Below are 25890 nucleotides of genomic sequence, written 5' to 3'. Positions count from 1 at the left end.
AGCCGCCCCGCTCCCCGCCCACGCGGCTCACACGCCCACGCGCCCCCGCCCACGCGCCGGACGCGGCTACCGCACCAGCGCCATCCCCCGCTCCGTCTCGTTCAGCCGCCGTCCGCCCGTCTCCGTGCACGTCACGATGTCCTCGATGCGCACCCCGAACCGGCCCGGCAGATAGATCCCCGGTTCGATCGAGAAGCACATCCCCGGTACGAGCGGCAGATGTTCGCCCTCCACCAGGTACGGCGGCTCGTGCGTGGTCACGCCGATGCCGTGGCCGGTGCGGTGGATGAAGTACTCGCCGTACCCCGCCGACTTGATCACCCTCCGGGCGACCCGGTCGATCTCCTGGCACGCCACCCCGGGCCGCACCGCGTCGAACGCCGCCTGCTGCGCCGCCCGTACGACGTCGTGGACCTTGCGCTCCTCTGCGGTCGGCTCGCCCACGTGGACCGTGCGTGAGGTGTCCGAGCCGTACCCGTCCCGCAGCCCGCCGAAGTCGAGCACGACCATGTCGCCGTCGTCGATGTACCGCGCGCCGGCCTCGTGGTGCGGATTCGCGCCGTTGGGCCCCGACCCGACGATGGTGAAGTCCACCTGGCTGTGCCCGTGTTCGGTGAGCAGCCGGGCGAGGTCGGCGGCCACCTCGCGCTCGCGGCGGCCGGCGAACGGCAGGCCGAGGATGTCCTCGTACGTCGCGTCGGCCGCGGCGCCGGCGGCGGCCAGCCGTTCCACTTCGTGCGCATCCTTGACGGCACGCAGCATCGGCAGCACCTCGGACAGCGCGCCGTAGCCGCTGCCGGGCAACGCCCGTTGCAGACCGAGCAGATGCATCGCCCAGGTCGCGTCGGACACGCCGTAGCGCCCCTGGGGGGCGAGCCATTCCGCCAGTTCCCTGTACGGGTCCACGCCGTCGCCCCACCCGGAGATGTCCAGCGCGCCGGCCCCGGCTGCCGCTTCGGCGTCCGGGCGCTCCAGTACGGGCACCAGCAGCCGCGGGCGCCGCCCGGGGACGAGGAACAGTGCGGTCAGCCGCTCGGTGGTCGCGGTGACGCGGTAGCCGCACAGCCATGCCAGATCGGGCCCCGGCGTCACGATCAGCCCGGCAAGACCCGCCTCGGCAGCCGCCGCAGCGGCCCGCCCCATCCGCTGCTCATGATCGTCGCGCGTCGTGGAAGTCGCCATGCCTGGAATGTACGCCCGCCACCGGGCGCGCGGCAGAGCGGAAGCACCCGAACGCCACCCGGGCGCGTCCGGCCCCGCGGCGCTCCGTTTCCGCCGTCCACGCCCCCGGGGAAAACGAGCCCACGCATTCCCCTCCCCTTCCCGACGAAATAAGGGAAGCGATATCCCTCACTTCCCGCACGCGAAGGCGCACCCGCCATTACTCATTCCCCGACCCCTCCCATCGTGTAGAATACGCACGCCCTAACAACCGCATCCGCGCCGGATCCTGGCAGTAGCCACGACCATGAAAACGGCGGAAAAGCGAGAGTTTCGCGTCACGAAAAGGCAGCAGCAATACCACCAGGAGTGAGTTTCCATCCCATGAGCGATGCACCGACCTGCGTATCAGTCTTTTCGGGCGGGATGGGCCTGGACCTCGGCCTCGAACAGGCCGGTTTTTCGATCCGGTTCGGCGCCGACAACATGAGCGCAGCGGTGGAAACAGCGAAATCGAACCGCCCTGGCCTCCCCTTCTACGCGGACGACATCCGCGGACTTTCCACCGCTCACATCTGGAAGGCGTCCGGGCTCCGTGAGGGCCAGCTCGACCTGCTCGCCGGCGGTCCGCCCTGCCAGAGCTTCAGCACCGCGGGAAAGCGCCGTGGCCTCGACGACGAGGAAAAGGGCTCGCTGGTCTTCGAGTTCGTCCGCCTGGTGAAGGACCTCCAGCCCAAGGCGTTCATCATGGAGAACGTCAAGGGGCTGCTCTCGGCATCGGTGAAATGGCGGCAGCTGCCGTACAACAACAACGGCAAGATCATCGATGATCTGCACGGCTCGCTCTTCCGCGAACTCTGCGCCCAGTTGCAGGACCTCGGCTACAGCCTCGACCACCGGCAGCTCAATTCCGCGGACTACGGCGTCCCGCAGACCCGGCAGCGGGTCTTCCTGATCGGCTACCGCGACGGCCGCACGGTCACCTTCCCCGACCCCACGCACGCCAAGGAACCCGGCATCTTCACCGAGCCCTGGCAGACGATCGGCGACGGTCTGGCCGGCCTGGAGTCCGACGACTCGTACTGCGCGAAGTTCAGCGAACGCAAGCTGAAATACCTGCGGATGATTCCCGAGGGCGGGAACTGGCGTGACCTTCCCGAAGAGATACAGAAGGAATCCATGGGCCGCGCCTTCTACGCCAAGGGCGGACGCTCCGGATACTGGCGCCGGCTCAGCTTCGGCACCCCCTCACCCACCATCCTCACCGAACCGCAGAACGCCAGCACGGCCCTCTGCCACCCGGTGGCCGACCGGCCGCTGACCGTACGCGAATGCGCGCGGCTGCAGACCTTCCCCGACGACTGGAAGTTCTACGGACTCGGCCGCGACCAGTACAAGCTCGTCGGAAATGCCGTCCCCGTACACCTCGCCAAGGCACTCGGCACCCATCTGCGCTGCACCCTGGAAAACCAGCCGGCCGCCGCTACCGCCTGACCGGTCCGCCGCGGAAGGACCGACCGCCTACCGATTGACCCGGCGGAAGAGTTTCGCGTAATCGATGTTCCCTTCCGCGTCGCCGATCTCCGGCTGTGCGGCGCGGGTGAGGCGTTCCAGCAGGTCGGGCACGAGAGTGTCCAGCACCTCTTTCCTGAACTCCGAGCACAGCAGCGCGCAGACCTCGCCCACCCGTACGTCGTAGTCGGCGGTGCCACCGCCCACCTGCTCCCAGAACTCCCGACTGGAAAGCGACACATATTCCTGCCCGGGTGCCTTGGACGTCCGCGCCCTGCCGTAACAGGGCGCGAAGTATCCGACGAAATCCTGGCCGGTCTTCTCGTACTCGTCGCGTACCCGGACAATGGTGTGGGACAGGTTCTTCCGGGAACTCATCGGCATGCAGTCCCAGCTCATCTTCACCTGATAGCCCGCCACTTCACCGTCCTCCCCCGGCACTTCGAAGTCGAAGTCGTCGGGGTACTCGGGATGCCGGGCGCCGGGAAAGCATGCCTTGACGATGGCTTCCAGGAGATGCCCGACGGCCTCTTCCTCGGACGCGTACAGGGCGCTCTGCACCTGAAGCGTCGCCCAGTCGCGGACCGATTCCGCATTCCTTATGCGCAGCAGGAAGGGGTTGGTGCGCTTCAGGCGGTCCGCGACCTTCAGTGCCGAGAACCGCTTCCGCATCCGGTTGACGTAGAGCCGCTCGGCTTCCGTCACCACCAGCGTCGCCCGGTCGAGCGGAATCCGCAGCAGCGCGCTCACCTCACCGGCCAGCTCCGCTTCCGGAACGGCCGGGGCCCGCTCCTCGTCGAGGGGGATGGCCTGCTGCGGCACGGCGGCGAGCGCAGGCGTCAGGGCGGGCGTCGTGAGGTCCGGCATGCGCCATTCGTATCATGACCGGCCCATATGCGCCCCGCCCCGTCACCGGCTTCCGCAGGCGGGACGGGGCGGGCGCGCAAACCTCAACTCCGCACGGGCGGCGGGCCCGTGGCGCAGGTCAGCCGCCGGCCGGCCCCAGGAGCGCCGACGCCGTCTCCAGCGCGGTGGGAGCGGCGTCGGAATCCTGCGACGGAGCGGGGCGGCAGGTGAAGCCGAGGCGGCTCAGCGCCCGGGTCACTTCGCCTGCGCTGAAGTCGCGGCGGTCCTGCCGGGTGATGATCTCCCCCACCTGCTTGACGGGGTAGTGGCGGCGGCCGATGATCACGGACTCCCCCGTGATGGGCTCGGGCCTGACGCCCTTCATCGACTGCTGCACCTCACTCTTGATCAGGTCGAAGGGAAAGCGGGCGATGACGCAGCGCATGGGGCCTCAACAGGGTCGAAGAGAATGCCGGCAACGGACGCGCCGCCGGGCGGAGAACAGTGCGGCAGGGGCAGAACCGTACCCGTGAAGCACGGAATTCCGGCCCTGCCGTACGCCACCGGGCCGAAGGCGGGCTACTGCTTCCCGCCCGTCTTCTGCGCGGCGGCGCGCCGGGCACGGGCGGGCCCGCTGCGCCGCCCGCGAGCGGACGAGGCGGACCGCTTGGGGCGTTCGACGACCGGCGCGGCGACGGTGACGGGGACACCGGAGGGAGCCTGCGCGCCGGTGATGCGGCTCAGCTCGGCCTCGCCGGAGCGGACCTGAGTGGTCCGCGGGGTGATGCCGGCGTCCGCCATCAGACGCGTCATCCCCCGGCGCTGACCCGGCAGAACGAGAGTGACGACCCGGCCGGACTCGCCGGCCCTGGCGGTACGGCCACCACGGTGCAGGTAGTCCTTGTGGTCACTGGGCGGGTCCACGTTGACGACGAGATCGAGGTTGTCGACGTGGATGCCGCGGGCGGCCACGTTGGTGGCCACCAGGGCGGTGACGTGCCCGGTCTTGAACTGGGCCAGCGTACGGGTGCGTTGGGGCTGGGACTTGCCGCCGTGCAGCGCCGCCGCCCGCACGCCGCTGCGCAGCAGGTGCTGGGTGAGCTTGTCCACCTCGTGCTTGGTGTCGAGGAACATGATCACCCGGCCGTCGCGGGCGGCGATCTCGGTGGTGGTGGCGTACTTGTCGGCGCCGTGCACATGCAGCAGGTGGTGTTCCATCGTGGTGACCGCGCCCGCCGACGGGTCGACGGAGTGCACCACCGGGTCGGACAGGTAGCGGCGCACCAGAAGGTCGACGTTGCGGTCCAGGGTGGCCGAGAACAGCATCCGCTGCCCGTCAGGACCGACCTGGTCGAGCAGCGCGGTGACCTGCGGCATGAAGCCCATGTCCGTCATCTGGTCGGCCTCGTCGAGCACCGTGACGCACACCTGGCGCAGGTGGCAGTCCCCGCGGTCGATGAGGTCCTTGAGCCGCCCGGGAGTCGCCACGACGACCTCGGCGCCGCCGCGCAGCGCGCCGGCCTGCCGTCCGATCGACATCCCGCCGACGACGGTGGCCACCCGCAGCTTCAGCGAGCGGGCGTACGGCGCGAGCGCGTCGCCGACCTGCTGCGCCAGCTCACGGGTGGGCACCAGGACCAGGGCCAGGGGCTCACGGGGCTCGGCGCGCCGGCCGGCGATACGGGCCAGCAGCGCGAGGCCGAAGGCGAGCGTCTTGCCCGATCCGGTGCGGCCACGTCCCAGGACGTCGCGGCCGGCCAGCGAGTTCGGCAGGGTGGCGGCCTGGATCGGGAACGGCGCAGCCATGCCTTCGGCCGCCAGGGCCGTCAACAGCGCCTCCGGCATGTCCAGTTCGGCGAAGGTCTCCACCGGGGGCAGGGCCGGGGTCAGGGTGGCGGGCGCAGCGAACTCGCCCCGCAGCGCGGTGGGACGCCGGCCGCCGCCGGAACGGCCCTGCGCGCCGGAGCGGTTGGGCGCTCCGCCGCGTCCGGAAGCGCCGGAGCGGCCGGGGGCCTGAGGGCGGTGGCCGCCGCTGCGTCCTGAGCCGGACGAACCGGCGCGGGGTGAGCGGTCGTTGGAGCGTGCTGTGCGGTTCATGTGAACCTTCCTCGATGCGGTACGTCGAGGAATCCTCGGCAGCTGCCAGCCACACACAAGAGAACCGCAAAGACGAACCGAAAAAATAGATGAAACGAAGCGGACGTGAAATACACCGGATCCGCTGTACCGAAAACGATCGGAATTCGCCGTACAGAAGGGCGTTTCCTGCCGATCGCGAGCCGGGCTGACCACCGTTCCGCCGTGGCGGGTGACGGTCCATCGCCCCGAGGGGCGGCCCGGCGCCGCTCGTGCGGCGGCGATGGCACGCACGGGGGAGCTACCGGACACGAGGGAGCTGCCGGGAAAACAACGAGCTGGGGCCCGCACCCAAGGTGCGGGCCCCAGCTGCGTCGTACGCGTCAGCGTCAGGCGGGAACGATGTTCTCGGCCTGCGGGCCCTTCTGGCCCTGGGTGACGTCGAAGCTGACCTTCTGGCCTTCCTGGAGCTCACGGAAGCCCTGGGCGGCGATGTTCGAGTAGTGGGCGAAGACGTCGGCGCCGCCACCCTCCTGCTCGATGAAGCCGAAGCCCTTTTCCGAGTTGAACCACTTCACGGTGCCTGTAGCCATTTTTTTCTCCTTCGGGGCAGTGCCCGGAGCCCACACCGTGTGGACCCCGCGTCGCCGCGATGATCGCCCCGTCCGGAAAATGCACCGGAAAATACAAAAGCACTCCCACCGCGTATGACGGCGGGGGCACTCAAAGTCTCTTGGGAACCACAACTGCAACTGATTACGACAGTAGCACGGTACGGCCGACCGCGCCGGGCAATGTCCAGGAATTTTCCCGCGACCAGCATTTTCCCCGGCCGTCACACCGCATATTCCCGCCGTTTCGACGACGAATATCACCTCACCCGCATCCGCCCCCAGGTGAAGGACCCCGGTGACAAATCCCTCACCCGCCGCCGCACCCCGCACCCCACTCCCCGGAATCCACGGGACGGTGAGCAGCGAAACGCGCCACGGGCCCCGGCAACCGGGACACGCTACGGGCTCCTGCAACGAAGAAGGCGGGCCACCCGGACAACTCGGCAACTCGTGCTGCCGATCCCGTCACCCGCGACACCGGCAAGGGACGTACCCCCTCCTTGCCGTGATCAACGTATAGCTCACCAGGGGGCTTGCGGCAAGGCCCCGGTCGTCCCGCAGAATTGCCGACCAAAGCCAGTACCTGCGGAAATGACAGGTTCGCGAAGTGTGCGCGCTCTTGCCGACGTATGCGCAGCGCGGGGACGTCGAACCGACGGTGCCGAGCCGACGGCGGGACTCCCGGCTCAGTCACGGGCTCCGCGCAGAGGTACAGGGGACAGCAGAGGTACAGGGACACACGCCACCGGCCCACGCCGCGCGGCTGGGCCGGATTTCACCTGTGACGAGTAAGGAACTTCAGTGGGGGACTTCATGTTCGACGTCATCGTGGTCGGCGGCGGACCGACCGGCTTGATGCTGGCCGGCGAGCTGCGGCTGCACGGCGTGCACGTACTCGTGCTGGAGAAGGAGGCCGAGCCGACCGGGCAGTCCCGCGCGCTCGGCCTGCACGCGCGCAGCGTAGAGGTGATGGACCAGCGCGGCCTGCTGGAGCAATTCCTCGCGCACGGCCGGCAGTTCGCGACCGGCGGTTTCTTCGCCGGCATCGACAAGCCGTGGCCCGGCCGGCTGGACACCGCGCATCCGTACGTCCTCGCCATCCCGCAGAGCATCACCGAACGCCTGCTGACCGAGCACGCCACGGAACGCGGCGCCGAGATCCGGCGCGGCTGCGAAGTGGTCGGGCTGACCCAGGACGCGGACGGGGTGACCGTCGAGCTGGCCGATGCGGGCGTCCCCGGCCGGGAAGGCACGCGGCTCGTCCCCGGCGGGGAAAGCACGCGGCTCCGCTCGCGCTACCTCGTCGGCTGCGACGGCGGACGCAGCACGGTCCGCAAGCTGCTCGGCGTCGGCTTCCCTGGCGAGCCCGCCAGGGTCGAGACGCTGCTGGGCGAGGTCGAGGTGGCCGTGCCGCCGAAGACGCTGGCCGCCGTGGTGTCCGAGGCCCGCAAAACCCACGTACGGTTCGGCGCCATGCCCCTCGGGGACGGGATGTACCGCCTCATCGTGCCCGCCGACGGCCTGGCCGATGACCGCACCACCCCACCAACCCTCGACGAACTCAAGCAACGCCTACGGGCAATCGCCGGCACCGACTTCGGCGCACACTCACCGCGCTGGCTCTCCCGCTTCGGCGACGCCACCAGGCTGGCCGAGCGCTACCGGACCGGCCGGGTGCTGCTGGCAGGCGACGCGGCACACATCCACCCGCCGACCGGCGGGATGGGCCTCAACCTCGGCATCCAGGACGCGTTCAACCTCGGCTGGAAACTGGCCGCCGAGGTCACCGGCTGGGCACCGCAGGGGCTACTGGACAGCTACCACACCGAACGGCACCCGGTGGCCGCCGCCGTCCTCGACAACACCCGCGCACAGACCGAGCTGCTGTCCCCCGAGCCGGGCCCCCGCTCCGTACGCCGGCTGGTGTCGGAACTGATGGACTTCGAGGAGGTGAACCGGTACCTGATCGAAAAGATCACGGCACTCGCGGTCCGCTACGACTTCGGCGAAGGCCACGACCTGCTAGGCCGCCGAATGCGCGACCTGCCCCTGAAACAGGGCCGCCTCTACGAGCTGATGCACACCGGCCGCGGCCTGCTCATCGACCGCACCGGCCGCCTCTCGACAACAGGCTGGACAGACCGCGTCGACCACGTCATCGACACCGGCGAAGAACTGGACGCACCCGCGCTCCTCCTACGACCGGACGGCCACGTGGCATGGGCAGGCGAAGACCAGACGGACCTGCTCAACCATCTCCCGAGGTGGTTCGGCACACCTACTGACTGAACTCGCGGTCCCGGCAGCCAAGTTGGGGGGTTGCTTTAGGCCGCCTTGGGTCTTTACGCGGTCGCATCCCTGCCGCATAGAGCGCGTTGGTAGCGAAGGTGTGCTTCGGCGATCGGGTGGGCGGGGAGCCGGCGGAGCTCACCTCGGCGACTGTCGTCCGCGGTGGAACGAACCGTGCCCTCGGCATCGATATAGATCGCCAGGGTGTCGAACTGGACGTGGTGATTCGGGCACAGCACGAGCAGGTTGGGCAGTTCGTCGGGGCCGTTATGAGGCCGGCCGAGACCTCGGATGTGGGCGGCCTCGCTGTACGTACCGAACCCCGTCGACAACTGCAGCCCACAGACTTGGCAGCGATCGTCGTGCAGCTTCTTCACCTTCTTGGCCAGTTCGATATCGCGCGCCACACGAGAGGAAGTGGTGGTGCGCCGTTCGGCAGGACCTCGATGCGTTTCCTCATCCTCTGCGCACTCCCCGACACCGCTCGCATTTTCATAGCCGGCCAGCCCGAGCCGTTCCATCAAGGCATGCTGACCTATGTCGGCAAGGTAGGTCTCCCGTATGACAGCAATCGCCTGCGACCGAACGAAGGGGTCACTCAGCAGCAGCGCCGCCTGCTCGGTCATTCCCCCTTCGGGATTGGACCTGTCGAACGCTGCGGCATGTGGCTTGCCTGCCTGCTCCGGCGGGACACCGCGGACATCCCACAGGCCGCTCGTCCGCAGATGCCAGAACGGATACTCGGGGGTAACGGCCGAATCGGGATGGCCGAACTCGGCCATCAGCCCACCGACCTCGTCACGAAACTGCCGCCAAAGCGCCAGACGTTCCCTTCCTGCGGCGACCCTGGAAATACCCCACAACAGCGCCAGCGGCTTGTGCCTGCTCTGCCGGCCGTTCCGCTGGTGAACCTTGAGGCTCTTGAGCCTGTCAATGAGCTCACTCGGAGTGAGCGTCTCCGCCGCACCGTCCCCTGCAGAAGAGATGGAGGCAACGTCGTCCGACCGGCGAGGCGCCGGAAGCAGCCTCTCGGACTCCTGCTCTCCCCCAGCCGATTGCGAGTCGAAAACCTTGTTCTCCGCGGGGCAGCCGATCTGCCGTCGCACCATGGGCAGTACTGCGTCCCCGTGTTCCACCCACTGACGCCAGGAACTCGGTGCGCGCTCCAGCGCTTCGGCAGCCGAGACCTCTGGGTTACCCCGAGCCTCGATCCATGCCCAATCAACCTGCTCGCGCTCTGCACTCAGGTCCAGAACTGCCAGGTCATAACGGTAATTGGGGAAAAACCGGCCCTCAGTCTCCTGCTCGATCCGCTCGACGCGCTCGATAACCGCCACGCCGCAGAACTCGACGTACTCCTTGGGCGTCTTGTTGCGCGAGACCTCCGCGAACACAAGCAGCGGCACCGCCATTGCCCTCTGCTGTGCAGTCGACGCCTTATGCTCTGCGAAAGCCTCCAACAGCACGGCGTTGCCCGGCGTGGTCCCCACGGGCACCATGTCGTCGCCGCTGTGGTCTCCGAAGTAACGCACGTGGCCGTTGTCCAGGTCGAAAACGTCCCGCCAGGGCGTCTCAGCCGTTCCGGCCTCACACGGACTGGAGCGGATCAGGATTGCCGGAAGCCGCCGCTCGCCTGATGCCCTGACCTTGGCAATCGGATTGATGCCCTTGCTCAGCTGAACCTGAGCGAGAGCCTCGGAGGCCGTGAGGTGGCGATTGTTTGGGTAGCCGTCGATCAACGGTATCGAAGGGTCTCTGTTCCGGGCGGACCGCAGCACCTCTCCGACGCGCAACTGGCTTCCCACCATGCCTCCCCCTTGAAATCGCCACCCTGTGCCACTGATCCTGCCAGGTTCTTCGACTCCGGACGGGGCCTGACGTGCAGCTCGTGCGGAACCATCGGCACTCACTCTCGTGACGGCCAGTGGCCTCGCCGCATTCCTGGCCGCGAGCACCGCGATTTTGAATCTCCTGCGGGTGGTCGGTGGAGGATACCTGGTACTGCTGGGCGCGCTATCGATCTTTTCGGTCGTGCACCGGCCTCGACGGCAATCCATTACGCCACAGTCAGCGCCGGGGAATGTCCGTACCGCAGCATTGCAGGGATTCCTCAACAACGTACTCAATCCCAAAGCGCTGATCTTCTACCTCACATTCATGCCCCAGTTCTTGGTGCAGGGGTCAGCGTTCGAGCAGTCGCTCCTCCTGGGCGGTCTGGTCGTGCTGTGCGCGGCCGCATGGTGGACGTTGTATGTCACTGCGATCGGGTACCTGAGCACGGTTCTGACACGTAAGACGGTGCGTACCGCGATCGACGTGGGGGCCGGTGTTCGCACTGGGCGGCATCGGTGTGACGTTCCTGGCCGGTGGCCTTTAGACCGTGCCCTATGCGCTGAGGCGGAGGAGCCGTCTGTAGCAGCAGAGGGTGGCGGCGAGGCCGACCTGTCGATCGCCGAGACCGCAGCCCGCCTCGTCTCTTCCCCCCCGCACGCAGGGCAAGCGTGACAAAACCCCCCGGAAAATCCGCCGCCATGACGGAACTTGGCGACACGTCCCCTCACGCACCGCTCACGCAAAAGGCCCCGGACACCAGGTCCGGGGCCGATCACAGCGCCCCTGCGGCGAAAACCCGCAGGTCATAACGCTCCCACTCAGAGCCCCCTGTCGGATTCGAACCGACGACCTTCGCTTTACAAGAGCGGTGCTCTGGCCAGCTGAGCTAAGGAGGCGTGCGGAAGCAGTGTACCCAGGCGCGCCGGATGCCGGTCGCCATTTCGTGACCGGTGGGCTACTGACACCGGGCGTCGCCGCAGGTAGCGTCTCCGGGAGCCCGCATTTGTGGGCCACACCACTCCTTTTACTCGGATCGTCCGGCACGTTCCTGCCGGTGAAGGGACACATCACCATGGCTACGGTCACCTACGACCAGGCATCCCGGATCTACCCGGGTTCCGACAAGCCCGCGGTCGACAAGCTCGACATCGCCATCGAGGACGGTGAGTTCCTCGTCCTGGTCGGCCCTTCCGGCTGTGGCAAGTCGACCTCGCTGCGCATGCTCGCCGGTCTTGAGGACGTCGACGGCGGGGCCATCCGCATCGGCGACCGTGACGTCACGCACCTTCCGCCCAAGGACCGGGACATCGCCATGGTGTTCCAGAACTACGCGCTCTACCCGCACATGACCGTCGCGGACAACATGGGCTTCGCCCTCAAGATCGCCGGGGTGCCGAAGGCCGAGATCCGGCAGAAGGTCGAGGACGCGGCGAAGATCCTCGACCTGACGGAGTACCTCGGGCGCAAGCCCAAGGCGCTGTCCGGTGGCCAGCGGCAGCGGGTGGCGATGGGCCGGGCGATCGTCCGGGAACCGCAGGTGTTCCTCATGGACGAGCCGCTGTCCAACCTCGACGCGAAGCTGCGCGTGCAGACCCGTACGCAGATCGCCGGGCTCCAGCGGCGCCTGGGCATCACCACCGTCTACGTCACCCACGACCAGGTCGAGGCGATGACGATGGGCGACCGGGTCGCGGTGCTCAAGGACGGGCTGCTCCAGCAGGTCGACTCGCCGCGGAACATGTACGACAGGCCGGCGAACCTGTTCGTGGCAGGGTTCATCGGTTCCCCTGCGATGAATCTCGTGGAGGTGCCGATCACCGACGGCGGGGTGAAGTTCGGCAACAGCGTCGTGCCGGTCAACCGCGAGGCGCTGGCATCGGCGGCGGACAAGGGCGACACGACGGTCACCGTCGGCGTACGGCCCGAGCACTTCGAGATCGTCGAGCAGAACGGCGCCGCCGCGAAGTCGCTGTCCAAGGCGTCCGCCGACGCGCCCGCGGGCCTGGCCGTCACGGTCAACATCGTCGAGGAACTGGGCGCCGACGGCTACGTCTACGGCTCCGCCGAGGTCGGCGGCGAGGTCAAGGACCTGGTCGTACGGGTCAACGGCCGCCAGGTGCCGGCGAAGGGCACGCAGTTGCACGTCGTGCCGCTGCCGGGCGAGACGCACGTCTTCTCGACGTCATCGGGCGAGCGGCTGAGCGACTGAGCAGGCGGCCGGGCGGCGACAGCAGTGGCGACGACCCGGCGTAGACGAAGAAGACGGAGGGGCGGGGCGGCCAGGTGCCGCGCCGCCCCTCCGTCTGCGGGCGCGCCGCACGAGGCCGGCCGGGTACCGCACCGCCCCTCCCCTGCACGGACGCGCCACACCGCCGGACACCCCAAACCCCCCACCGCAGACCGCTTTTCGAATCTGTACGTCAACATCGCCACTGCCCCGACGGCCGTTCCATCCCTCGATAAGGTGACCAAATGTCGCCACGTCGTCACCCCTCGCTACCATCGCGACCGTGAACTCCGCAGCCCGCCGTATCGGCAGAACTCTCGCCCTCGTCCTTCCCGTCGTCCTCGTCCTCTCCGGGACGCTCGCGGTCACCCGCGTGCCGTGGGCCTCGACGGCCACCGACTCGCAGGTGCTGACCGCGTCCTCAGGCAAGGTCGCCGCCAAGGCCGCCGCCCCCCGCGCCCCGCAGGACGTCCTCCGGGACCGCCTCCTGGTCGAGCTCCAGGAGAAGGATCCGGGGATCGCCCTGACGCATCTTCAGAAGGCCACCACCGAACGGCCTTCCCTCGCCAAGCACTGCATGTCGATCGCGCAGGCGCTGGGCCGGGCCGCGGTCAACAAGTACGGTGCCGCGCATCGCGCCCAGGCGTTCTCCCGCCCGGTCTGCGACACCTCCTTCGCCACCGGCGTCGCCGACGCCCAGTGACCCGGACTCGCACCGCATAGGGTGCGAATCATGACAGTCGCCCCACCCCCGTGCCCCACGCAGGCCGTTGTCCTGGCAGGAGGCCAGGGCTCGCGCCTCCGTCCGTACACCGACGACCGCCCCAAGCCGATGGTCGAGATTCCCGGAACCGGAACCCCGATCATCGGCCATCAGCTCGCCTGGCTGGCCTCGGAAGGCGTCACCGACGCGGTGGTCTCCTGCGGCCACCTCGCCCACGTACTCCAGGACTGGCTGGACGAGACCGAACTCCCCTTGAGCGTCACGACAGTTGTCGAGACCGAACCGCTGGGACGCGGCGGTGGGCTCAAATACGCAGCCGCCGCACTCCCCCGCCCCGACGAACCCTGGTACGCCACCAACGGCGACATCTGGACCCGCTTCCCGCTCCGCGAGATGGCCGCCTTCCACGACGAACGCGGCGTCGACGCCACCCTCGCGCTGGCCCGCCCCAGGATCCCGTGGGGCGTCGTGGAGACCGACGAGTTCGGGCACGTCCTGGACTTCATCGAGGCGCCGCCATCGCCGTACCTCATCAACGCCGGCGTCTACGTCTTCTCCGCCGCCTTCGCCGACCTGCTGCCGGTACGCGGCGACCACGAGCGCACCACCTTCCCGCGGCTCGCCCGCGAGCGCCGCCTGGCCGGCTACCCGCTCCCGCACGGCGCCTACTGGCGGGCCATCGACACCACCAAGGACCTCATCGAAGCCGCCAAGGAGCTTGGCACGCACCCGAGTTGAGACCTCCGGCGTACGTTCTGACCGCCCGGCTTTGCCGGAACGGCAAAATTGCTCACGGCCGCTCCGCCCGCTGCCGCATGCTCCGCCGTACCGGCCGCGCGCAGAGCGGCCGGTCGCCACGAGCCCGCATTCCTCCGGGAGGACGTATGCCGCAGCCCGCCCCCTTGCCGGACGTCACGCACCGCCTGGTGGACGTCCCCGACGGCCGCATCCATCTGGTGGAGCAGGGCTCGGGCCCTCTGGTGCTCCTCCTCCACGGCTTCCCCGAGAGCTGGTACGCGTGGCGCCACCAACTCCCGGCGCTCGCCGCGGCGGGCTACCGCGCGGTCGCGATCGACGTACGCGGCTACGGACGCTCGTCGAAGCCCGCCGACGTCGCCGGCTACCGGATGGCGGCGCACGTCGCCGACAACGTCGCGGTCGTGCACGCCCTGGGAGAACGGACCGCGACGCTCGTGGGTCACGACGTGGGCTCCCCCATCGCCGCCGACACGGCGCTGCTGCGCCCCGACGTCTGCACCGCCGTCGCCCTGCTCGGCGTCCCCTACGCGCCCCGCAACGGCCACCGGCCGACCGAGGCGTTCGCGGCCATCGGCGGCGACGAGGAGTTCTACGTCAGCTACTTCCAGGAACCGGGCCGGGCCGAGGCGGAGATCGAGCCGGACGTCCGTGGCTGGCTCGCGGGGTTCTACGCCTCGCTGTCCGGCGACACGATGCCGGCGGACGGCGGCCACGGGCACTTCTTCGTTCCCGGCGGCGGCCGGATGTCCGACCGTTTCGTCCGCGGCGCCGTACCGTCCTGGCTGACCGAGGCCGATCTCGACGTCTACGCCGAGGAGTTCGAGCGGACCGGGCTGACCGGCGCGCTCAACCGCTACCGGAACGCCGACCGCGACTGGGCGGACCTGAGCGCCCTGGACGGAGCCCTGCTCACGCAGCCCGCACTGTTCATCGGCGGCGCCCTGGACGCCTCCACGACCTGGATGGCCGACGCCATCGACGCCTTCCCCGCCACCCTGCCCGGCCTGGTCTCCTCGCACCTCATCGACGGCTGCGGCCACTGGCTGCAGCAGGAGCGCCCCGACGAGGTCAACCGCCTCCTCGTCGACTGGCTGCGGTCGCTGCTGGACCCCGCGCGGTAGCCGGACCGCACACCCCACGGCCCCCGAACTCCCCTCCGCGTACGGGGTGTTCGAGGGCCGTGGCAGGCGGCGCGCGGGTCAGCCCAGCAGGCCGCCCAGGGTGCCGCCGTGGTGCCGGGAGCCGCTGCCTGAGCCGTCGGACCCTTCGTCGTCCGAGCCGCCGCCGGTGGCGCCGCCGCCGGTGCCGCCCGATGAGGGCGACGCCTGGGTGGGGGCCGGGGCCCGGGTCGGCTCGGTCCGCTGCGGCGCACCGCTGGTGGTCGCGCCGGGCTGCTGCGCGGTGCCGCTGGTGGCGCCGGCCGACGGGGAGCTGCCGGGGGCCGATGCGGACGGCGTGCCCGACGGGCCCGCGGTGTGCGAGGCGCCCGCCGTCGGCGAACCGGCGGGCTGCGGGGCCGCGGTCCTGGACTGCTGGGGCCGGGTGAAGTGACGGCGCGGGCTGGGCAGCGGCGAACCGGGCAGGTTGTTGATCGCCGGCTCACCCGGGCGCGGCACGGGCGGAACCGTCGCGGACCGTACGGCCCCGCCGAGCAGCGAGCCGATGAGCAGTGTGAGGCCCGCGATCACGGCCGTCAGCACGGCGCCCCGGCGCAGTACCCGGCGCCGCAGGTCGCTGACGTCGACGCGCGGGCCGAGCCGCCGCCATGCCTCGCCTGCCAGCCGGGCGTCCATGGAGTAGACCGGCGCACCCGCGATGATCAGCGGGCTCCAGGCGGCGAGGTAGATGATGTCCGGCGCGTCATAGGCCGGGACGGTGCGCCAGGTGACGGTCATCAGCAGGGCGGCGGAGAGCAGTGCCCCGAACGAGGCCGCCAGCCGCTGCCACAGGCCGCAGATGGTCAGGACTCCGACCACGACCTGGAGGAACGCGACGGTCAGGCCGGCCCCGACCGGGTGCCCGACGGCGAAGTCGCGCAGCGGGACGGCCAGCGCCCAGGGGTCGAGCGACAGCATCCACTTGACCATGGAGCCGCGCTCGCCGCCGTCGAAGTAGACGGGGTCGCAGAGCTTGCCCATCCCGGCGTAGATGGAGATCAGGCCGAGGAAGATGCGCAGCGGCAGCAGGACGACGCCGAGGTTCATCCGGCGCCCCGGATAGTAGGCGTGCCGGACGCTGTCGGTGGTGCGCCGCCGGCCCGCCGGGTCGTAGCGCTCCCGCGCTTCGTAGCGGTCCTCGGCGTACGCGTCGCGGGAATACGGGCCGCCGTACGCGCCGTCGTAGGCGTCGTGGCCCGTGCCGTCGTACGCGCCGCCGACGGGCCGCACGCCGCGCAGCAGCGCGGTGTCGGAGTCGGTGGGGCCGCGCTGCCCGACGACGGTGGCCGCGGGGGGCGGTGCCCCGTCGTCGAGCCGCACCCGGGGCAGGACCTGGGTGGTGCCGGTGTCGTCGCCCGGCCTGGCCTGACCGAGGCCCGCATGGCGGACCGCGCGCAGGAGTTGGGTGGTGGCGCCGGCCTGGCCGCCCGGATCCGTACGGCCGCTCCACACCACGGGGGCACGTCGCCTGGCGCCGCCTGCCGTTCCCCCGACGACGGGGAGGCGCGCGGCCGAAGCCATGGCCCGGCTCACGACGGGCGCGGCGAGCTGCACGCGGAAGCTGGCGTGGTTGACGACGACCTGCGCGGGGTCGCACGCCACCTTGACCGAGCTCAGCAGCGGCTCGTCGTCGAAGCCGGGCGAGCGTCCCCCCGTAGGTGTGCGGGGTGTTCTGGTGTCCACGCTCATCTAACCGAGTGACGAGCGGTTAAGACACTGCTTTGACCGCGCCGATCTGTCCGAGACCCGTCAAAAGGTCACGGGATCACCGGAATTCGTACGGAGCGTCATGTCTTGCCCTGGACTGCGGTGCCGTACCGGCCGCCCTCCTGGACGGCCGGTTCCCGCGCACTCCCTCAGCCGCGCCGGCGCGCCGCCTCCCACAGGACGACACCGGCGGCGACACCGGCGTTCAGCGACTCCGCGCCACCCGGCATCGGAATCCGCACCCGCACGTCGCAGGTCTCGCCGACCAGTCGCGACAGGCCCTTGCCCTCGCTGCCGACGACGATGACGACAGGCCCGTCCAGCGCCGCGACGTCCTGCAGCTCCATCTCGCCGTCCGCGGCGAGACCGACGACCGTCAGACCGGCCTTCTGGTACTGCTCCAGCGTCCGGGTCAGGTTGGTGGCACGGGCGACCGGCGTACGGGCCGCGGTACCGGCCGACGTCTTCCACGCACCGGCCGTCATCCCGGCCGCGCGGCGCTCCGGCACGACCACGCCGTGGCCACCGAAGGCACACACGGAGCGGACGACGGCGCCGAGGTTGCGCGGGTCGGTGACCCCGTCGAGCGCCACGATCAGCGGCTCCGCGCCCTCGTCGAACGCGGCGGCGGCCAGGTCCTCGGGGTGCGCGTAGTCGTACGGCGGTACCTGGAGGACCAGCCCCTGGTGGTTGAGGCCGTTGGTCATCCGGTCCAGCTCGGGGCGCGGCGCCTCCATGAGGTTGATGTCGCCGCGCTGCGCGGCGAGCTGGAGCGCCTCGCGCACCCGCTCGTCGGTGTCGATGAACTGCTGGACGTAGAGAACCGTCGCCGGCACCCCGTCGCGCAGCGCCTCGAAGACCGGGTTACGGCCGACGACCAGCTCCGACGTGCCCTTCGCGCCGCCGCGCCGCGGCGCGGGACGGCGCGCAGCCGCCTGCTTCGCCTTGGCGTTGGCCACCCGGTTCTTGACATGCCCCTTGCGCGCGGAGGCGGGCGGGGTCGGCCCCTTGCCTTCCAGGCCCCGGCGTCGCTGGCCGCCGCTGCCGACCTGCGCGCCCTTCTTGTTGGACGTGCGGCGGTTCCTGCGCTGGCTGTTGCCGGCCATGGGTCACCTGTTTCTTCACTGCTCTCGACGTCTCGCGACGTGGAGTGGGTACGAACGTATGGATTGAGTGTCGCCCGCGGCCACCGCCAAGGGCGAATCCGGACGGCGGCCGGGGGTCACGACGGAGATCACGCCGGGCTCACTTCGGGGTCAGGACAGCGACCAGCGCGGCCCGGACGGGGTGTCCTCGATGGCGAGACCTGACTGCTGGAGCTGGTCGCGGATGGCGTCGGCGGTCGCGTAGTCCTTGCGGGTACGGGCGGCCTGCCGCTGGTCGAGCACCAGGCGGACCAGCGAGTCGACCACGCCGTGCAGGTCGTCGCCGCGGTCCGCGCCGCCGCCCGACCAGTGCTCGTCGAGCGGGTCGAGGCCGAGCACACCGAGCATCGCCCGCAGCTCGGCCAGCCTGGCGACGGCGGCTTCCTTGTCGTCGGCGGTCAGCGCGGAGTTTCCCTGCCGGACGGTGGTGTGCACGATCGCCAGCGCCTGCGGGACGCCCAGATCATCGTCCATCGCCTCGGCGAAGGCCGGCGGGACCTCGGGCGCCGGCTCGACGACCCCGGCCTTCTCGACGACCCGCTGGACGAAGCCCTCGATCCGCGCGAACGCCGACTCGGCCTCGCGCAGCGCCTCCTCGCTGTACTCGATCATCGAGCGGTAGTGCGGGGTGCCCAGGTAGTAGCGCAGCACGATCGGCCGCCAGCGCTTGACCATCTCGCTGACCAGCACGGAGTTGCCCAGCGACTTGGACATCTTCTCGCCGCTCATGGTCACCCAGGCGTTGTGCGTCCAGTAGGCGGCGAAGTCGTCGCCGTACGCCTTGGCCTGCGCGATCTCGTTCTCGTGGTGCGGGAAGACGAGGTCGACGCCGCCGCCGTGGATGTCGAAGGCGCTGCCCAGGTACTTGTGCGCCATCGCCGAGCACTCCAGGTGCCAGCCGGGACGGCCGCGGCCCCACGGGGTCTCCCAGCTGGGCTCGCCCTCCTTGGCCGCCTTCCACATGGCGAAGTCCCGGGAGTCACGCTTGCCGGTCTCACCCTCGCCCGACGGCTGCTTGAGCTTGTCAAGCTCCTGGTTGGACAGCTCCAGGTAGCCGGGGAAGGAGCGCACGTCGAAGTAGACGTTGCCGTCGACGGCGTAGGCGTGGCCACGCTCGATCAGGCCGCGCATCATCTCGATCATCTCGGGGATGTGGCCGGTCGCCCGCGGCTCGTACGTCGGCCGCTGGCAGCCGAGCACGTCGTACGCCGCGTTGAAGGCGACCTCGTTCTCGTAACCGATCGACCACCACGGGCGGCCCTGCTCGGCGGACTTCTTGATGATCTTGTCGTCGATGTCCGTGATGTTGCGCACGAACGTCACGTCGTAGCCGCGGTGGGCGAACCAGCGGCGCATGATGTCGAAGTTCAGTCCCGACCTGATGTGCCCGATGTGCGGGGCGGCCTGCACGGTCGCGCCACACAGGTAGATCGAGACACAGCCCGGCGTGAGCGGGGTGAAATCGCGAATCTGCCGGGCGCTGGTGTCGTACAGGCGAATCGTCACGGAACCAGGGTAGTCGGAATGAGGGAGTGCCCCGCGACCCCTTCGGCCACGCGGGGACACAAGCGTGACACTCGCCCGATTCGCGGGGATTCACCCGGCGTACCGGACCCGGCCATTCCGCCGCACGCCCGCGAAACCCGGGCCCCTCGCCGCACGCGCTACGCCCTGCGGACCACCAGTGCCGTCGCCACCGCCGCGAGGCCCTCCGCGCGGCCGGTGAGCCCCAGCCCGTCCGAGGTCGTCCCCGACACCGAGACCGGCGCACCCGCCGCGGCCGACAGCGCCTTCTGCGCCTCGTCCCGCCGCTTGCCGACCTTCGGGCGTACGCCGATGACCTGCACCGCGACATTGCCGATCGCGAAACCCTCGGCCCGCACCAGGCGCGCGGCCTCGGCCAGCAGCGTCACCCCGGAGGCGCCGGACCACTCGGGCCTGCTGGTGCCGAAATGCGCGCCGAGGTCGCCGATGCCGGCCGCGGAGAACAGCGCGTCACAGGCGGCATGCGCGGCCACGTCACCGTCGCTGTGCCCGGCCAGGCCGTACTCCTCGCCCTCCCAGAGAAGCCCGGCGCACCACAGCTCGCGGCCCCGCTCGAAGGCGTGCACGTCCGTGCCGATGCCGACGAGGGGCAGTCCCGGCAGCCCGTCGGCTCCGGATCCGGTGGTCGGCTCAGACATAGCCATCGGTGGCCCTCCTACGGGCGAGTACGGCCTCGGCCAGGACGAGGTCCAGCGGCCGGGTCACCTTGAACGCTTCCTCGTGGCCGGGAACCACCACCACCGGGGCCCCCAGCCGTTCCACGAGCCCCGCGTCGTCGGTGGCACCCTCGCCCTCGACGGCGACCGTCCCGTGCGCCTTGAGCAGGGTCTCCCGGTCGAAGCCCTGCGGAGTCTGCACGGCCCGCAGCAGGGCCCGCTCCGGAGTGCCGGTCACCGGCTCCGGCTCGCCCGGGGAGCCCGGCCCGACCTGCTTGACGGTGTCGGCGAGCGGCAGCGCGGGGACGACGGCCGGGGCCCCGGCCCGCACGGCGGCGATCACCGCGTCGACGGTGTCGACCGGCACCAGCGGGCGCGCGGCGTCGTGCACCAGCACCACGTCGATGTCATCGGGGAGCGCGGCGAGCCCGCGGCGCACGGAGTCCTGCCGGGTCTCGCCGCCCGGGACGACGACGAGTTCGGTGCGATCACCGAGCGGATACTCGTCGAGCAGGCTGCGGACCCCGGGCGCACCGTCCGGCGGCGCGACCACGACGACGAGGGAGACGGCCCGGGACGCGGCCATCGCGCGGACCGCGTGCACGAGCATCGGGGTGCCGCCCAGCGCGCGCAGCGCCTTGGGGGCGCCGGGGCCGAGCCGTACCCCGCGGCCTGCGGCGGGGATGACCGCCGCGGTGCGGATCGGACGGGAAGAATCTGGCATCGAAGGCTCCGGAGTCCGGGGTGTTCCCGGAATTGGCGCAGACAGGTTTGTTGCCTCAGCCGGGGTGGGTATGGCCACAGCGTGCCGGGCGCAACGCCTTGACCGCCCCTTCCGTGACAGTGGTCGAGGCAGCTGCCCCAGCCCGGCACGCCACCTGGCCGGCGATCAGGGCCCGGGACCGGGAAGGGCCGCAGATATGCCGCAGCGCCCGGCAACAGACCTCTCCCGGAGGGGAAGTCGTCACTCGGGCACCGCGGCATTGCTGCGTTGCATCACTGCACCGGGACCATCTGCGTCACCTCACCGCAGATCGCTCCGGCACAGCCTGCGTCGTCAGGACGCGAGGACCTCGTCGAGCAGAGCCTCGGCCTTGTCTTCGTTGGTGTTCTCCGCGAGGGCCAGCTCGCTCACCAGGATCTGGCGCGCCTTGGCGAGCATCCTCTTCTCACCGGCGGAGAGTCCGCGCTCGCGCTCCCGACGCCACAGGTCGCGGACGACCTCGGCGACCTTGATCACGTCACCAGAAGCGAGCTTCTCGAGATTTGCCTTGTAGCGACGGGACCAGTTCGTCGGCTCTTCGGCATACGGTGCACGCAGCACCTCGAAGACCCGGTCCAGCCCGTCCTGGCCGACCACATCGCGTACGCCGACGAACTCCGCATTGTCCGCTGGCACACGAACCGTCAGATCGCCCTGGGCGACCTTCAGCACCAAGTAGGTCTTGTCCACGCCTTTGATCTGGCGAGTTTCGATGGCCTCGATCAGCGCGGCCCCGTGATGGGGATAGACCACGGTGTCGCCAACCTTGAACGTCATGTGACAGGTACCCCTTCCGTGGCTATCCATGCTAACACGTGAACGGGCCGTTCTGAATGGCGTTTTCGCAGGTCAGGGCATATCTCGGGGCTTGACAACTACGCCTGGAACGTGCTGCGAGGGGCCGCCGCGGGCAGGTATTCGCAGGTGGGAGCCCCTTCTCAGGCGAGCGGAAACATGCCCGCGACACGTCGGGAAGTCGTTGATCAACAGGACGAAAGTCCCGGTTTGCGCGGATCCGTATGAGCGACTTCCGCTACTCCGTTCGGTGCGCGCGAGCACCCCGGTCGGGTTTCTCGAATTGATCACCCTCCGGCGGCGGAAGGCACGTGATCAATTCCGTGACGCGTCCGCATTCCCTGCGAATACTCCATTTCATCGGGGAAACCGTCACGGAATCCGGCGGCCCGGCCACCCGAACGGTCTCTTCGCTCGTATTCCCCGGCTTACCGACCTGCGTTCCCTCCCCGCTGCGCAGGGAAGACCACGAAGAGACCGGAGATGTGGACGGAGATGAGGGCGGAGATAGGGCGGGGATACGGCGGGGATTTCGGTGAAGGCGGATGGCGCGAGAGGCGGATGAGGAGAGGCGGATGGGGAGGGGCGGGTGCGGCGCGCGCCGTGCTGTTCGCCGGACGCGTCCGGCCCGTGTCCGCTGCCGCCGATCCGGGGCGTGATCACTCAGGGGCGGGTCGGGTGCGGCGGCGCGAGGGCGGCTCGGTAACCTAGCGGCGCTGACACACCCTTAGGGCGGCTTTACGCACCCGTCGTCATGACGCGTACGCCACGGCCGCCCCAGCCGTCCACCGCGACCGGACGAAGTTCGGCCGCCGAAGCTCGTCCAAGGAGATGCCGCCGCCGTGAGCCGCAGCCTTCGACGCGGCGTCCTCGCCGCCACCGTCCTTACGCTCTCGATCGCCACGCTCTCCGCGTGCGGGGCCGGGAACGACGCCCAGACGCTGGAGGTCAAGCCGGACAACGCCGCGACCACCGTCGGCGACATCAAGGTCCAGAACGCGTCCGTGGTCACCCAGCCCGACATCAAGGCCAAGGGTCCGGCCGCGATCACCGCGACGGTGTTCAACAGCGGCACCAAGGACCAGAAGCTGACCTCCATCACCCTCGTGGGCACCGGCAAGAAGGCCAAGCTCGCCCCGGTGAAGGGCAGCGGCCCGATCACCGTGCCGGCCGGCGGTTCCGTCGTGATCGGCGGCAAGGGCAACGCCACCGCGATCCTGGCGGAAGGCCGGGAGGCCGTCCAGGACGGCAACGCGCAGTCCGTCAGCTTCAGCTTCAGCGAGACCGGCACCGTCCAGCTGGGGGCCTACGTCGTCCCGGCGAACGGCTACTTCAAGGACTACGGCCCCGAGATCGTGCCGCAGCCGGGCGTGACGCCGTCGGGCACCGCCAAGCCGTCGGAGTCCGGCAAGCCTGCCGAGTCGGGCGAGCCGACCGGTACCGGGAGCCCCGCGGGTGCGGGGACGCCTGAGGGCGCGGGCCAGGGGGCGCACGCCGGTCACTGACCGCCCGCCGCCCTCCTGGGCGGCCACCGCGACAGCGCTACGCGTCAGGGGCGCCCCTCCGGCTGGGAGGGGCGCCCCTGACGCGTACTGCGGGCGGCCGGCGCGGCCGGTGGTGGTGCCGCGCCGCCGCGTGGTGTTTACGGCTCGAACTTGTAGCCCAGGCCGCGGACCGTGACGAGGTAGCGCGGCGCGCCCGGGTCCGGCTCGATCTTGGCGCGCAGCCGCTTGACGTGCACGTCCAGGGTCTTGGTGTCGCCCACGTAGTCGGCGCCCCACACCCGGTCGATGAGCTGCATACGGGTCAGCACCCGGCCGGCGTTGCGCAGCAGCATCTCCAGCAGGTCGAACTCCTTGAGCGGCAGGTCGACCTTGCCGCCGCCGACCGTCACGACGTGGCGGTCCACGTCCATACGGACCGGGCCGGCTTCGAGTGCCTGCGGAGTGACCTCCTCCGGTTCGCCGCGGCGCCGCAGCACCGCGCGGATGCGGGCGACCAGCTCCCGCGAGGAGAACGGCTTGGTGACGTAGTCATCGGCTCCTATTTCCAGGCCGACCACCTTGTCGATCTCGCTGTCCTTGGCGGTCACCATGATGACCGGGACGTTGGAGCGGCCACGCAGCTGGCGACAGACCTCGGTGCCGGGCAGGCCCGGCAGCATCAGGTCCAGCAGGACCAGGTCGGCGCCGTTGCGCTCGAACTCGTCCAGTCCGTCGGGGCCCGTAGCCGCGATGGCGACCTCGAATCCCTCCTTGCGGAGCATGTACGACAGTGCGTCGCTGAACGATTCCTCGTCCTCGACGACAAGCACTCGGGTCACGGAAGGACCTCCGGGGCAGGGTGAGCTGGAAGCGGATCGTTGAAGGTCTCGTACGGCCGGTCCTCTTCGTCGAGGACCTCCGTAGCGGTGGGGTCGGCCGGCCGTTCGCGGTCGCGTACGGCTCCGGCTTCCGGGAGACGCAGGGTGAAGGTGGAGCCCTGTCCCTCAGCGCTCCACACCGTGACCTCTCCCCCGTGGGAGGCGGCCACGTGCTTGACGATGGCGAGGCCGAGGCCGGTCCCGCCGGTGGCGCGCGAGCGCGCCGGGTCCACACGGTAGAACCGCTCGAAAACGCGGTCCCGGTCCTTCTCGGAGATCCCGATGCCCTGGTCGGTCACCGCGAGCTCGATCAGGTCGCCGCTGGGGGCGGACACCCGGCGGCCGGCGATCCCGACGCGGGTGCGCGCCGGGGAGTAGTTGACGGCGTTCTCCACGAGATTGCCGAGGGCGGCGGCGAGCTGGCCGCGGTTGCCCCACACGTACAGGTCGGAGGTGTCGGCGGCGCCGCGCACCGGGCTGCCTTCGACGGACGAGCCGGTGGGCACGCCCAGGTTCGACGCCATGGTGATCTGCTTCGCGCCGGCCTGCTGGCGGCAGCGGTCGACCGCTTCCTCGACCAGTTCCTCCACCCGGACCGGTTCGGCGTCCTCCAGGGGGTCGTCGTTCTGGACCCTGGAGAGGTCGATCAGCTCCTGGACGAGGTTGGTGAGCCGGGTCGCTTCGTTCTGCATCCGGCCGGCGAAGCGGGTGACGGCCTCGGGGTCGTCGCTCGCGTCCATCACCGCCTCGGAGAGCAGCGACAGCGCGCCGACCGGCGTCTTCAGCTCATGGCTGACGTTGGCCACGAAGTCGCGGCGCACCGCCTCTATGCGACGGGCTTCCGTGAGGTCCTCGACGAGCAGCAGTACCAGCCGGGAGCCGAGCGGGGCGACCCTGGCGGAGACCGCGAGGGCGTCGCCGCGGCCGGTGCCGCGGCGCGGCAGATCCAGCTCGACCTGGCGTATCTCGCCGTCCCTGCGGGTGTCGCGGGTCATCTGCATCATCGGCTCGACGGCGAGCTTGCCGCCGCGGACGAGACCGAGCGCGTACGCGGCGGAGCTGGCCTTGACGACGGAGTCGGCCTCGTCCAGCACCACCGCGGATGAGCGCAGCACCGAGAGGACGGTGTCGACGCCGGGCGGGAGCACGGCGTCGGTGTGCAGGGATGTCCGCGTGGGCTTGGTCTGGTCGCGCTCGCTCCAGCGGAACGCCAGCATGGCGAAGACGCCGGTGCACAACCCGGCTATCGCTGCCACTGCGGCGACGGCCGCGTCCACGTTCATGACCCCAGGTTATGCGCCTGGTCGGACACTTCCCCAGCCGTGCGAGTGTCTGCTCGAACACCCGTCGCCCAGAGTTCACCGTGGCGTCGGTGGCGGTTCACCCCGGGCTCCGCGAACGGGCCGCCGGGGCGTCCCCGCGAGTCGTCCACCGGCCCCTGTGACGCCCGGAACGCCGCCTTCCCCTACCTCCGGTGGCCCGTTCACGGCACCCGGCGCCGCCCGGGGCCCCCGGTCGCGTCGCCCAGAGTTCACCTTGACGTCAGTCGCGCTTCACTCCGGATGGCACCGCACGTCGCGCGGTCCGCCCACTGTGAGCACCGTGCGGAAGCCTCTTCCCGGAGTCAGGTCCGTGCGCGCACAGACCGTGGGAGCGTGGGAGCGGAGCGTGCACCGAGCCGTTCCGTACCGCGGGATTCCCACACCACCACTCGATGCG

General features: G+C 70.2%; 22 protein-coding genes and 1 tRNA gene. 8 read left to right on the top strand and 15 right to left on the bottom strand.

Going from position 1 to position 25890, the window contains the following annotated elements; all coding sequences use genetic code 11:
* Positions 1 to 66: 66 nt before the first annotated feature.
* Positions 67 to 1182 (bottom strand): M24 family metallopeptidase, encoded by a 1116-nt coding sequence (locus ACGFNI_RS30780; protein ID WP_393688206.1) that lies wholly within the window; start codon positions 1180 to 1182, stop codon positions 67 to 69.
* A 363-nt stretch (positions 1183 to 1545) separates the two neighbouring features.
* On the opposite strand from ACGFNI_RS30780, the gene ACGFNI_RS30775 reads away from it, so the two are divergent.
* Entirely contained in the window at positions 1546 to 2655 is a 1110-nt protein-coding gene (locus ACGFNI_RS30775; protein ID WP_393688204.1) for a DNA cytosine methyltransferase, read from the top strand.
* 27 nt (positions 2656 to 2682) lie between these two features.
* On the opposite strand, the gene ACGFNI_RS30770 is transcribed toward ACGFNI_RS30775, so the two are convergent.
* The 4 genes from ACGFNI_RS30770 to ACGFNI_RS30755 all read right to left on the bottom strand — a co-directional run bounded on the left by ACGFNI_RS30770 (position 2683) and on the right by ACGFNI_RS30755 (position 6188).
* Positions 2683 to 3540, bottom strand: coding sequence for a PmeII family type II restriction endonuclease (locus ACGFNI_RS30770; protein ID WP_393688202.1), 858 nt, complete (start codon positions 3538 to 3540; stop codon positions 2683 to 2685).
* A 118-nt stretch (positions 3541 to 3658) separates the two neighbouring features.
* Entirely contained in the window at positions 3659 to 3964 is a 306-nt protein-coding gene (locus tag ACGFNI_RS30765; RefSeq protein WP_393688200.1) for an SCO5918 family protein, read from the bottom strand.
* 134 nt (positions 3965 to 4098) lie between these two features.
* Positions 4099 to 5616 (bottom strand): DEAD/DEAH box helicase, encoded by a 1518-nt coding sequence (locus ACGFNI_RS30760; RefSeq protein WP_393688198.1) that lies wholly within the window; start codon positions 5614 to 5616, stop codon positions 4099 to 4101.
* Positions 5617 to 5984: 368 nt separating this feature from the next.
* Positions 5985 to 6188: a cold-shock protein gene (locus tag ACGFNI_RS30755; protein WP_181763581.1), complete on the bottom strand. Its 204-nt coding sequence runs from the start codon at positions 6186 to 6188 to the stop codon at positions 5985 to 5987.
* Positions 6189 to 7022: 834 nt separating this feature from the next.
* Here ACGFNI_RS30755 and rox point away from each other — a divergent pair.
* Positions 7023 to 8498 (top strand): rifampin monooxygenase, encoded by a 1476-nt coding sequence (gene rox / locus ACGFNI_RS30750; RefSeq protein WP_393688343.1) that lies wholly within the window; start codon positions 7023 to 7025, stop codon positions 8496 to 8498.
* 53 nt (positions 8499 to 8551) lie between these two features.
* On the opposite strand, the gene ACGFNI_RS30745 is transcribed toward rox, so the two are convergent.
* Positions 8552 to 10306, bottom strand: a complete 1755-nt coding sequence (locus ACGFNI_RS30745) for an HNH endonuclease (protein ID WP_393688196.1) — start codon at positions 10304 to 10306, stop codon at positions 8552 to 8554.
* A gap of 106 nt (positions 10307 to 10412) precedes the next feature.
* On the opposite strand from ACGFNI_RS30745, the gene ACGFNI_RS30740 reads away from it, so the two are divergent.
* The gene (locus ACGFNI_RS30740) at positions 10413 to 11003 is read left to right on the top strand and encodes a LysE family translocator (protein ID WP_393688194.1); all 591 of its coding nucleotides are present in this window, start codon (positions 10413 to 10415) and stop codon (positions 11001 to 11003) included.
* Positions 11004 to 11153: 150 nt separating this feature from the next.
* Here the strand turns inward: ACGFNI_RS30740 and ACGFNI_RS30735 are convergent.
* A tRNA-Thr gene (locus ACGFNI_RS30735) sits at positions 11154 to 11227 on the bottom strand.
* A 176-nt stretch (positions 11228 to 11403) separates the two neighbouring features.
* On the opposite strand from ACGFNI_RS30735, the gene ACGFNI_RS30730 reads away from it, so the two are divergent.
* The 4 genes from ACGFNI_RS30730 to ACGFNI_RS30715 all read left to right on the top strand — a co-directional run bounded on the left by ACGFNI_RS30730 (position 11404) and on the right by ACGFNI_RS30715 (position 15162).
* Entirely contained in the window at positions 11404 to 12540 is a 1137-nt protein-coding gene (locus ACGFNI_RS30730) for an ABC transporter ATP-binding protein (RefSeq protein ID WP_393688192.1), read from the top strand.
* Positions 12541 to 12841: 301 nt separating this feature from the next.
* Positions 12842 to 13261, top strand: a complete 420-nt coding sequence (locus ACGFNI_RS30725; protein WP_393688190.1) for a hypothetical protein — start codon at positions 12842 to 12844, stop codon at positions 13259 to 13261.
* A gap of 30 nt (positions 13262 to 13291) precedes the next feature.
* A complete protein-coding gene (locus ACGFNI_RS30720; protein ID WP_393688188.1) occupies positions 13292 to 14020 on the top strand; it encodes an NDP-sugar synthase in 729 nt (242 codons plus the stop codon).
* 146 nt (positions 14021 to 14166) lie between these two features.
* Positions 14167 to 15162 (top strand): alpha/beta fold hydrolase, encoded by a 996-nt coding sequence (locus tag ACGFNI_RS30715; RefSeq protein ID WP_393688186.1) that lies wholly within the window; start codon positions 14167 to 14169, stop codon positions 15160 to 15162.
* Positions 15163 to 15240: 78 nt separating this feature from the next.
* Here ACGFNI_RS30715 and ACGFNI_RS30710 read toward each other — a convergent pair whose 3' ends face one another.
* The 6 genes from ACGFNI_RS30710 to ACGFNI_RS30685 all read right to left on the bottom strand — a co-directional run bounded on the left by ACGFNI_RS30710 (position 15241) and on the right by ACGFNI_RS30685 (position 21791).
* On the bottom strand, positions 15241 to 16887 hold the full coding sequence (locus ACGFNI_RS30710) for a DoxX family membrane protein (RefSeq protein WP_393688184.1): 1647 nt from the start codon (positions 16885 to 16887) through the stop codon (positions 15241 to 15243).
* A 167-nt stretch (positions 16888 to 17054) separates the two neighbouring features.
* Entirely contained in the window at positions 17055 to 18011 is a 957-nt protein-coding gene (gene rlmB / locus ACGFNI_RS30705) for a 23S rRNA (guanosine(2251)-2'-O)-methyltransferase RlmB (RefSeq protein ID WP_393688182.1), read from the bottom strand.
* A gap of 150 nt (positions 18012 to 18161) precedes the next feature.
* A complete protein-coding gene (gene cysS, locus ACGFNI_RS30700; RefSeq protein ID WP_393688180.1) occupies positions 18162 to 19556 on the bottom strand; it encodes a cysteine--tRNA ligase in 1395 nt (464 codons plus the stop codon).
* A gap of 158 nt (positions 19557 to 19714) precedes the next feature.
* Complete coding sequence (gene ispF / locus ACGFNI_RS30695; RefSeq protein ID WP_393688341.1) at positions 19715 to 20233, bottom strand: 2-C-methyl-D-erythritol 2,4-cyclodiphosphate synthase; 519 nt, start codon at positions 20231 to 20233, stop codon at positions 19715 to 19717.
* Positions 20226 to 20975: a 2-C-methyl-D-erythritol 4-phosphate cytidylyltransferase gene (ispD, locus tag ACGFNI_RS30690; RefSeq protein WP_393688178.1), complete on the bottom strand. Its 750-nt coding sequence runs from the start codon at positions 20973 to 20975 to the stop codon at positions 20226 to 20228. Before ispD ends, ispF begins: the two co-directional genes overlap by 8 nt.
* A 333-nt stretch (positions 20976 to 21308) precedes the next feature.
* The gene (locus ACGFNI_RS30685; protein ID WP_003953493.1) at positions 21309 to 21791 is read right to left on the bottom strand and encodes a CarD family transcriptional regulator; all 483 of its coding nucleotides are present in this window, start codon (positions 21789 to 21791) and stop codon (positions 21309 to 21311) included.
* A gap of 860 nt (positions 21792 to 22651) precedes the next feature.
* Here ACGFNI_RS30685 and ACGFNI_RS30680 point away from each other — a divergent pair.
* Positions 22652 to 23314, top strand: coding sequence for a DUF461 domain-containing protein (locus ACGFNI_RS30680; protein ID WP_393688176.1), 663 nt, complete (start codon positions 22652 to 22654; stop codon positions 23312 to 23314).
* 137 nt (positions 23315 to 23451) lie between these two features.
* Here the strand turns inward: ACGFNI_RS30680 and ACGFNI_RS30675 are convergent, their stop codons facing one another.
* Both ACGFNI_RS30675 and ACGFNI_RS30670 read right to left on the bottom strand, forming a co-directional pair.
* Positions 23452 to 24132 (bottom strand): response regulator transcription factor, encoded by a 681-nt coding sequence (locus ACGFNI_RS30675; RefSeq protein ID WP_030288822.1) that lies wholly within the window; start codon positions 24130 to 24132, stop codon positions 23452 to 23454.
* Complete coding sequence (locus tag ACGFNI_RS30670) at positions 24129 to 25454, bottom strand: sensor histidine kinase (protein ID WP_393688174.1); 1326 nt, start codon at positions 25452 to 25454, stop codon at positions 24129 to 24131. Before ACGFNI_RS30670 ends, ACGFNI_RS30675 begins: the two co-directional genes overlap by 4 nt.
* Positions 25455 to 25890 lie beyond the last annotated feature (436 nt).

Source organism: Streptomyces sp. NPDC048644 (assembly GCF_043199105.1).
Classification (GTDB): Bacteria; Actinomycetota; Actinomycetes; order Streptomycetales; family Streptomycetaceae; genus Streptomyces.
The sequence above is the reverse complement of the archived record's forward strand: the minus strand, read 5'-3'. Positions and strand labels throughout refer to the sequence as shown.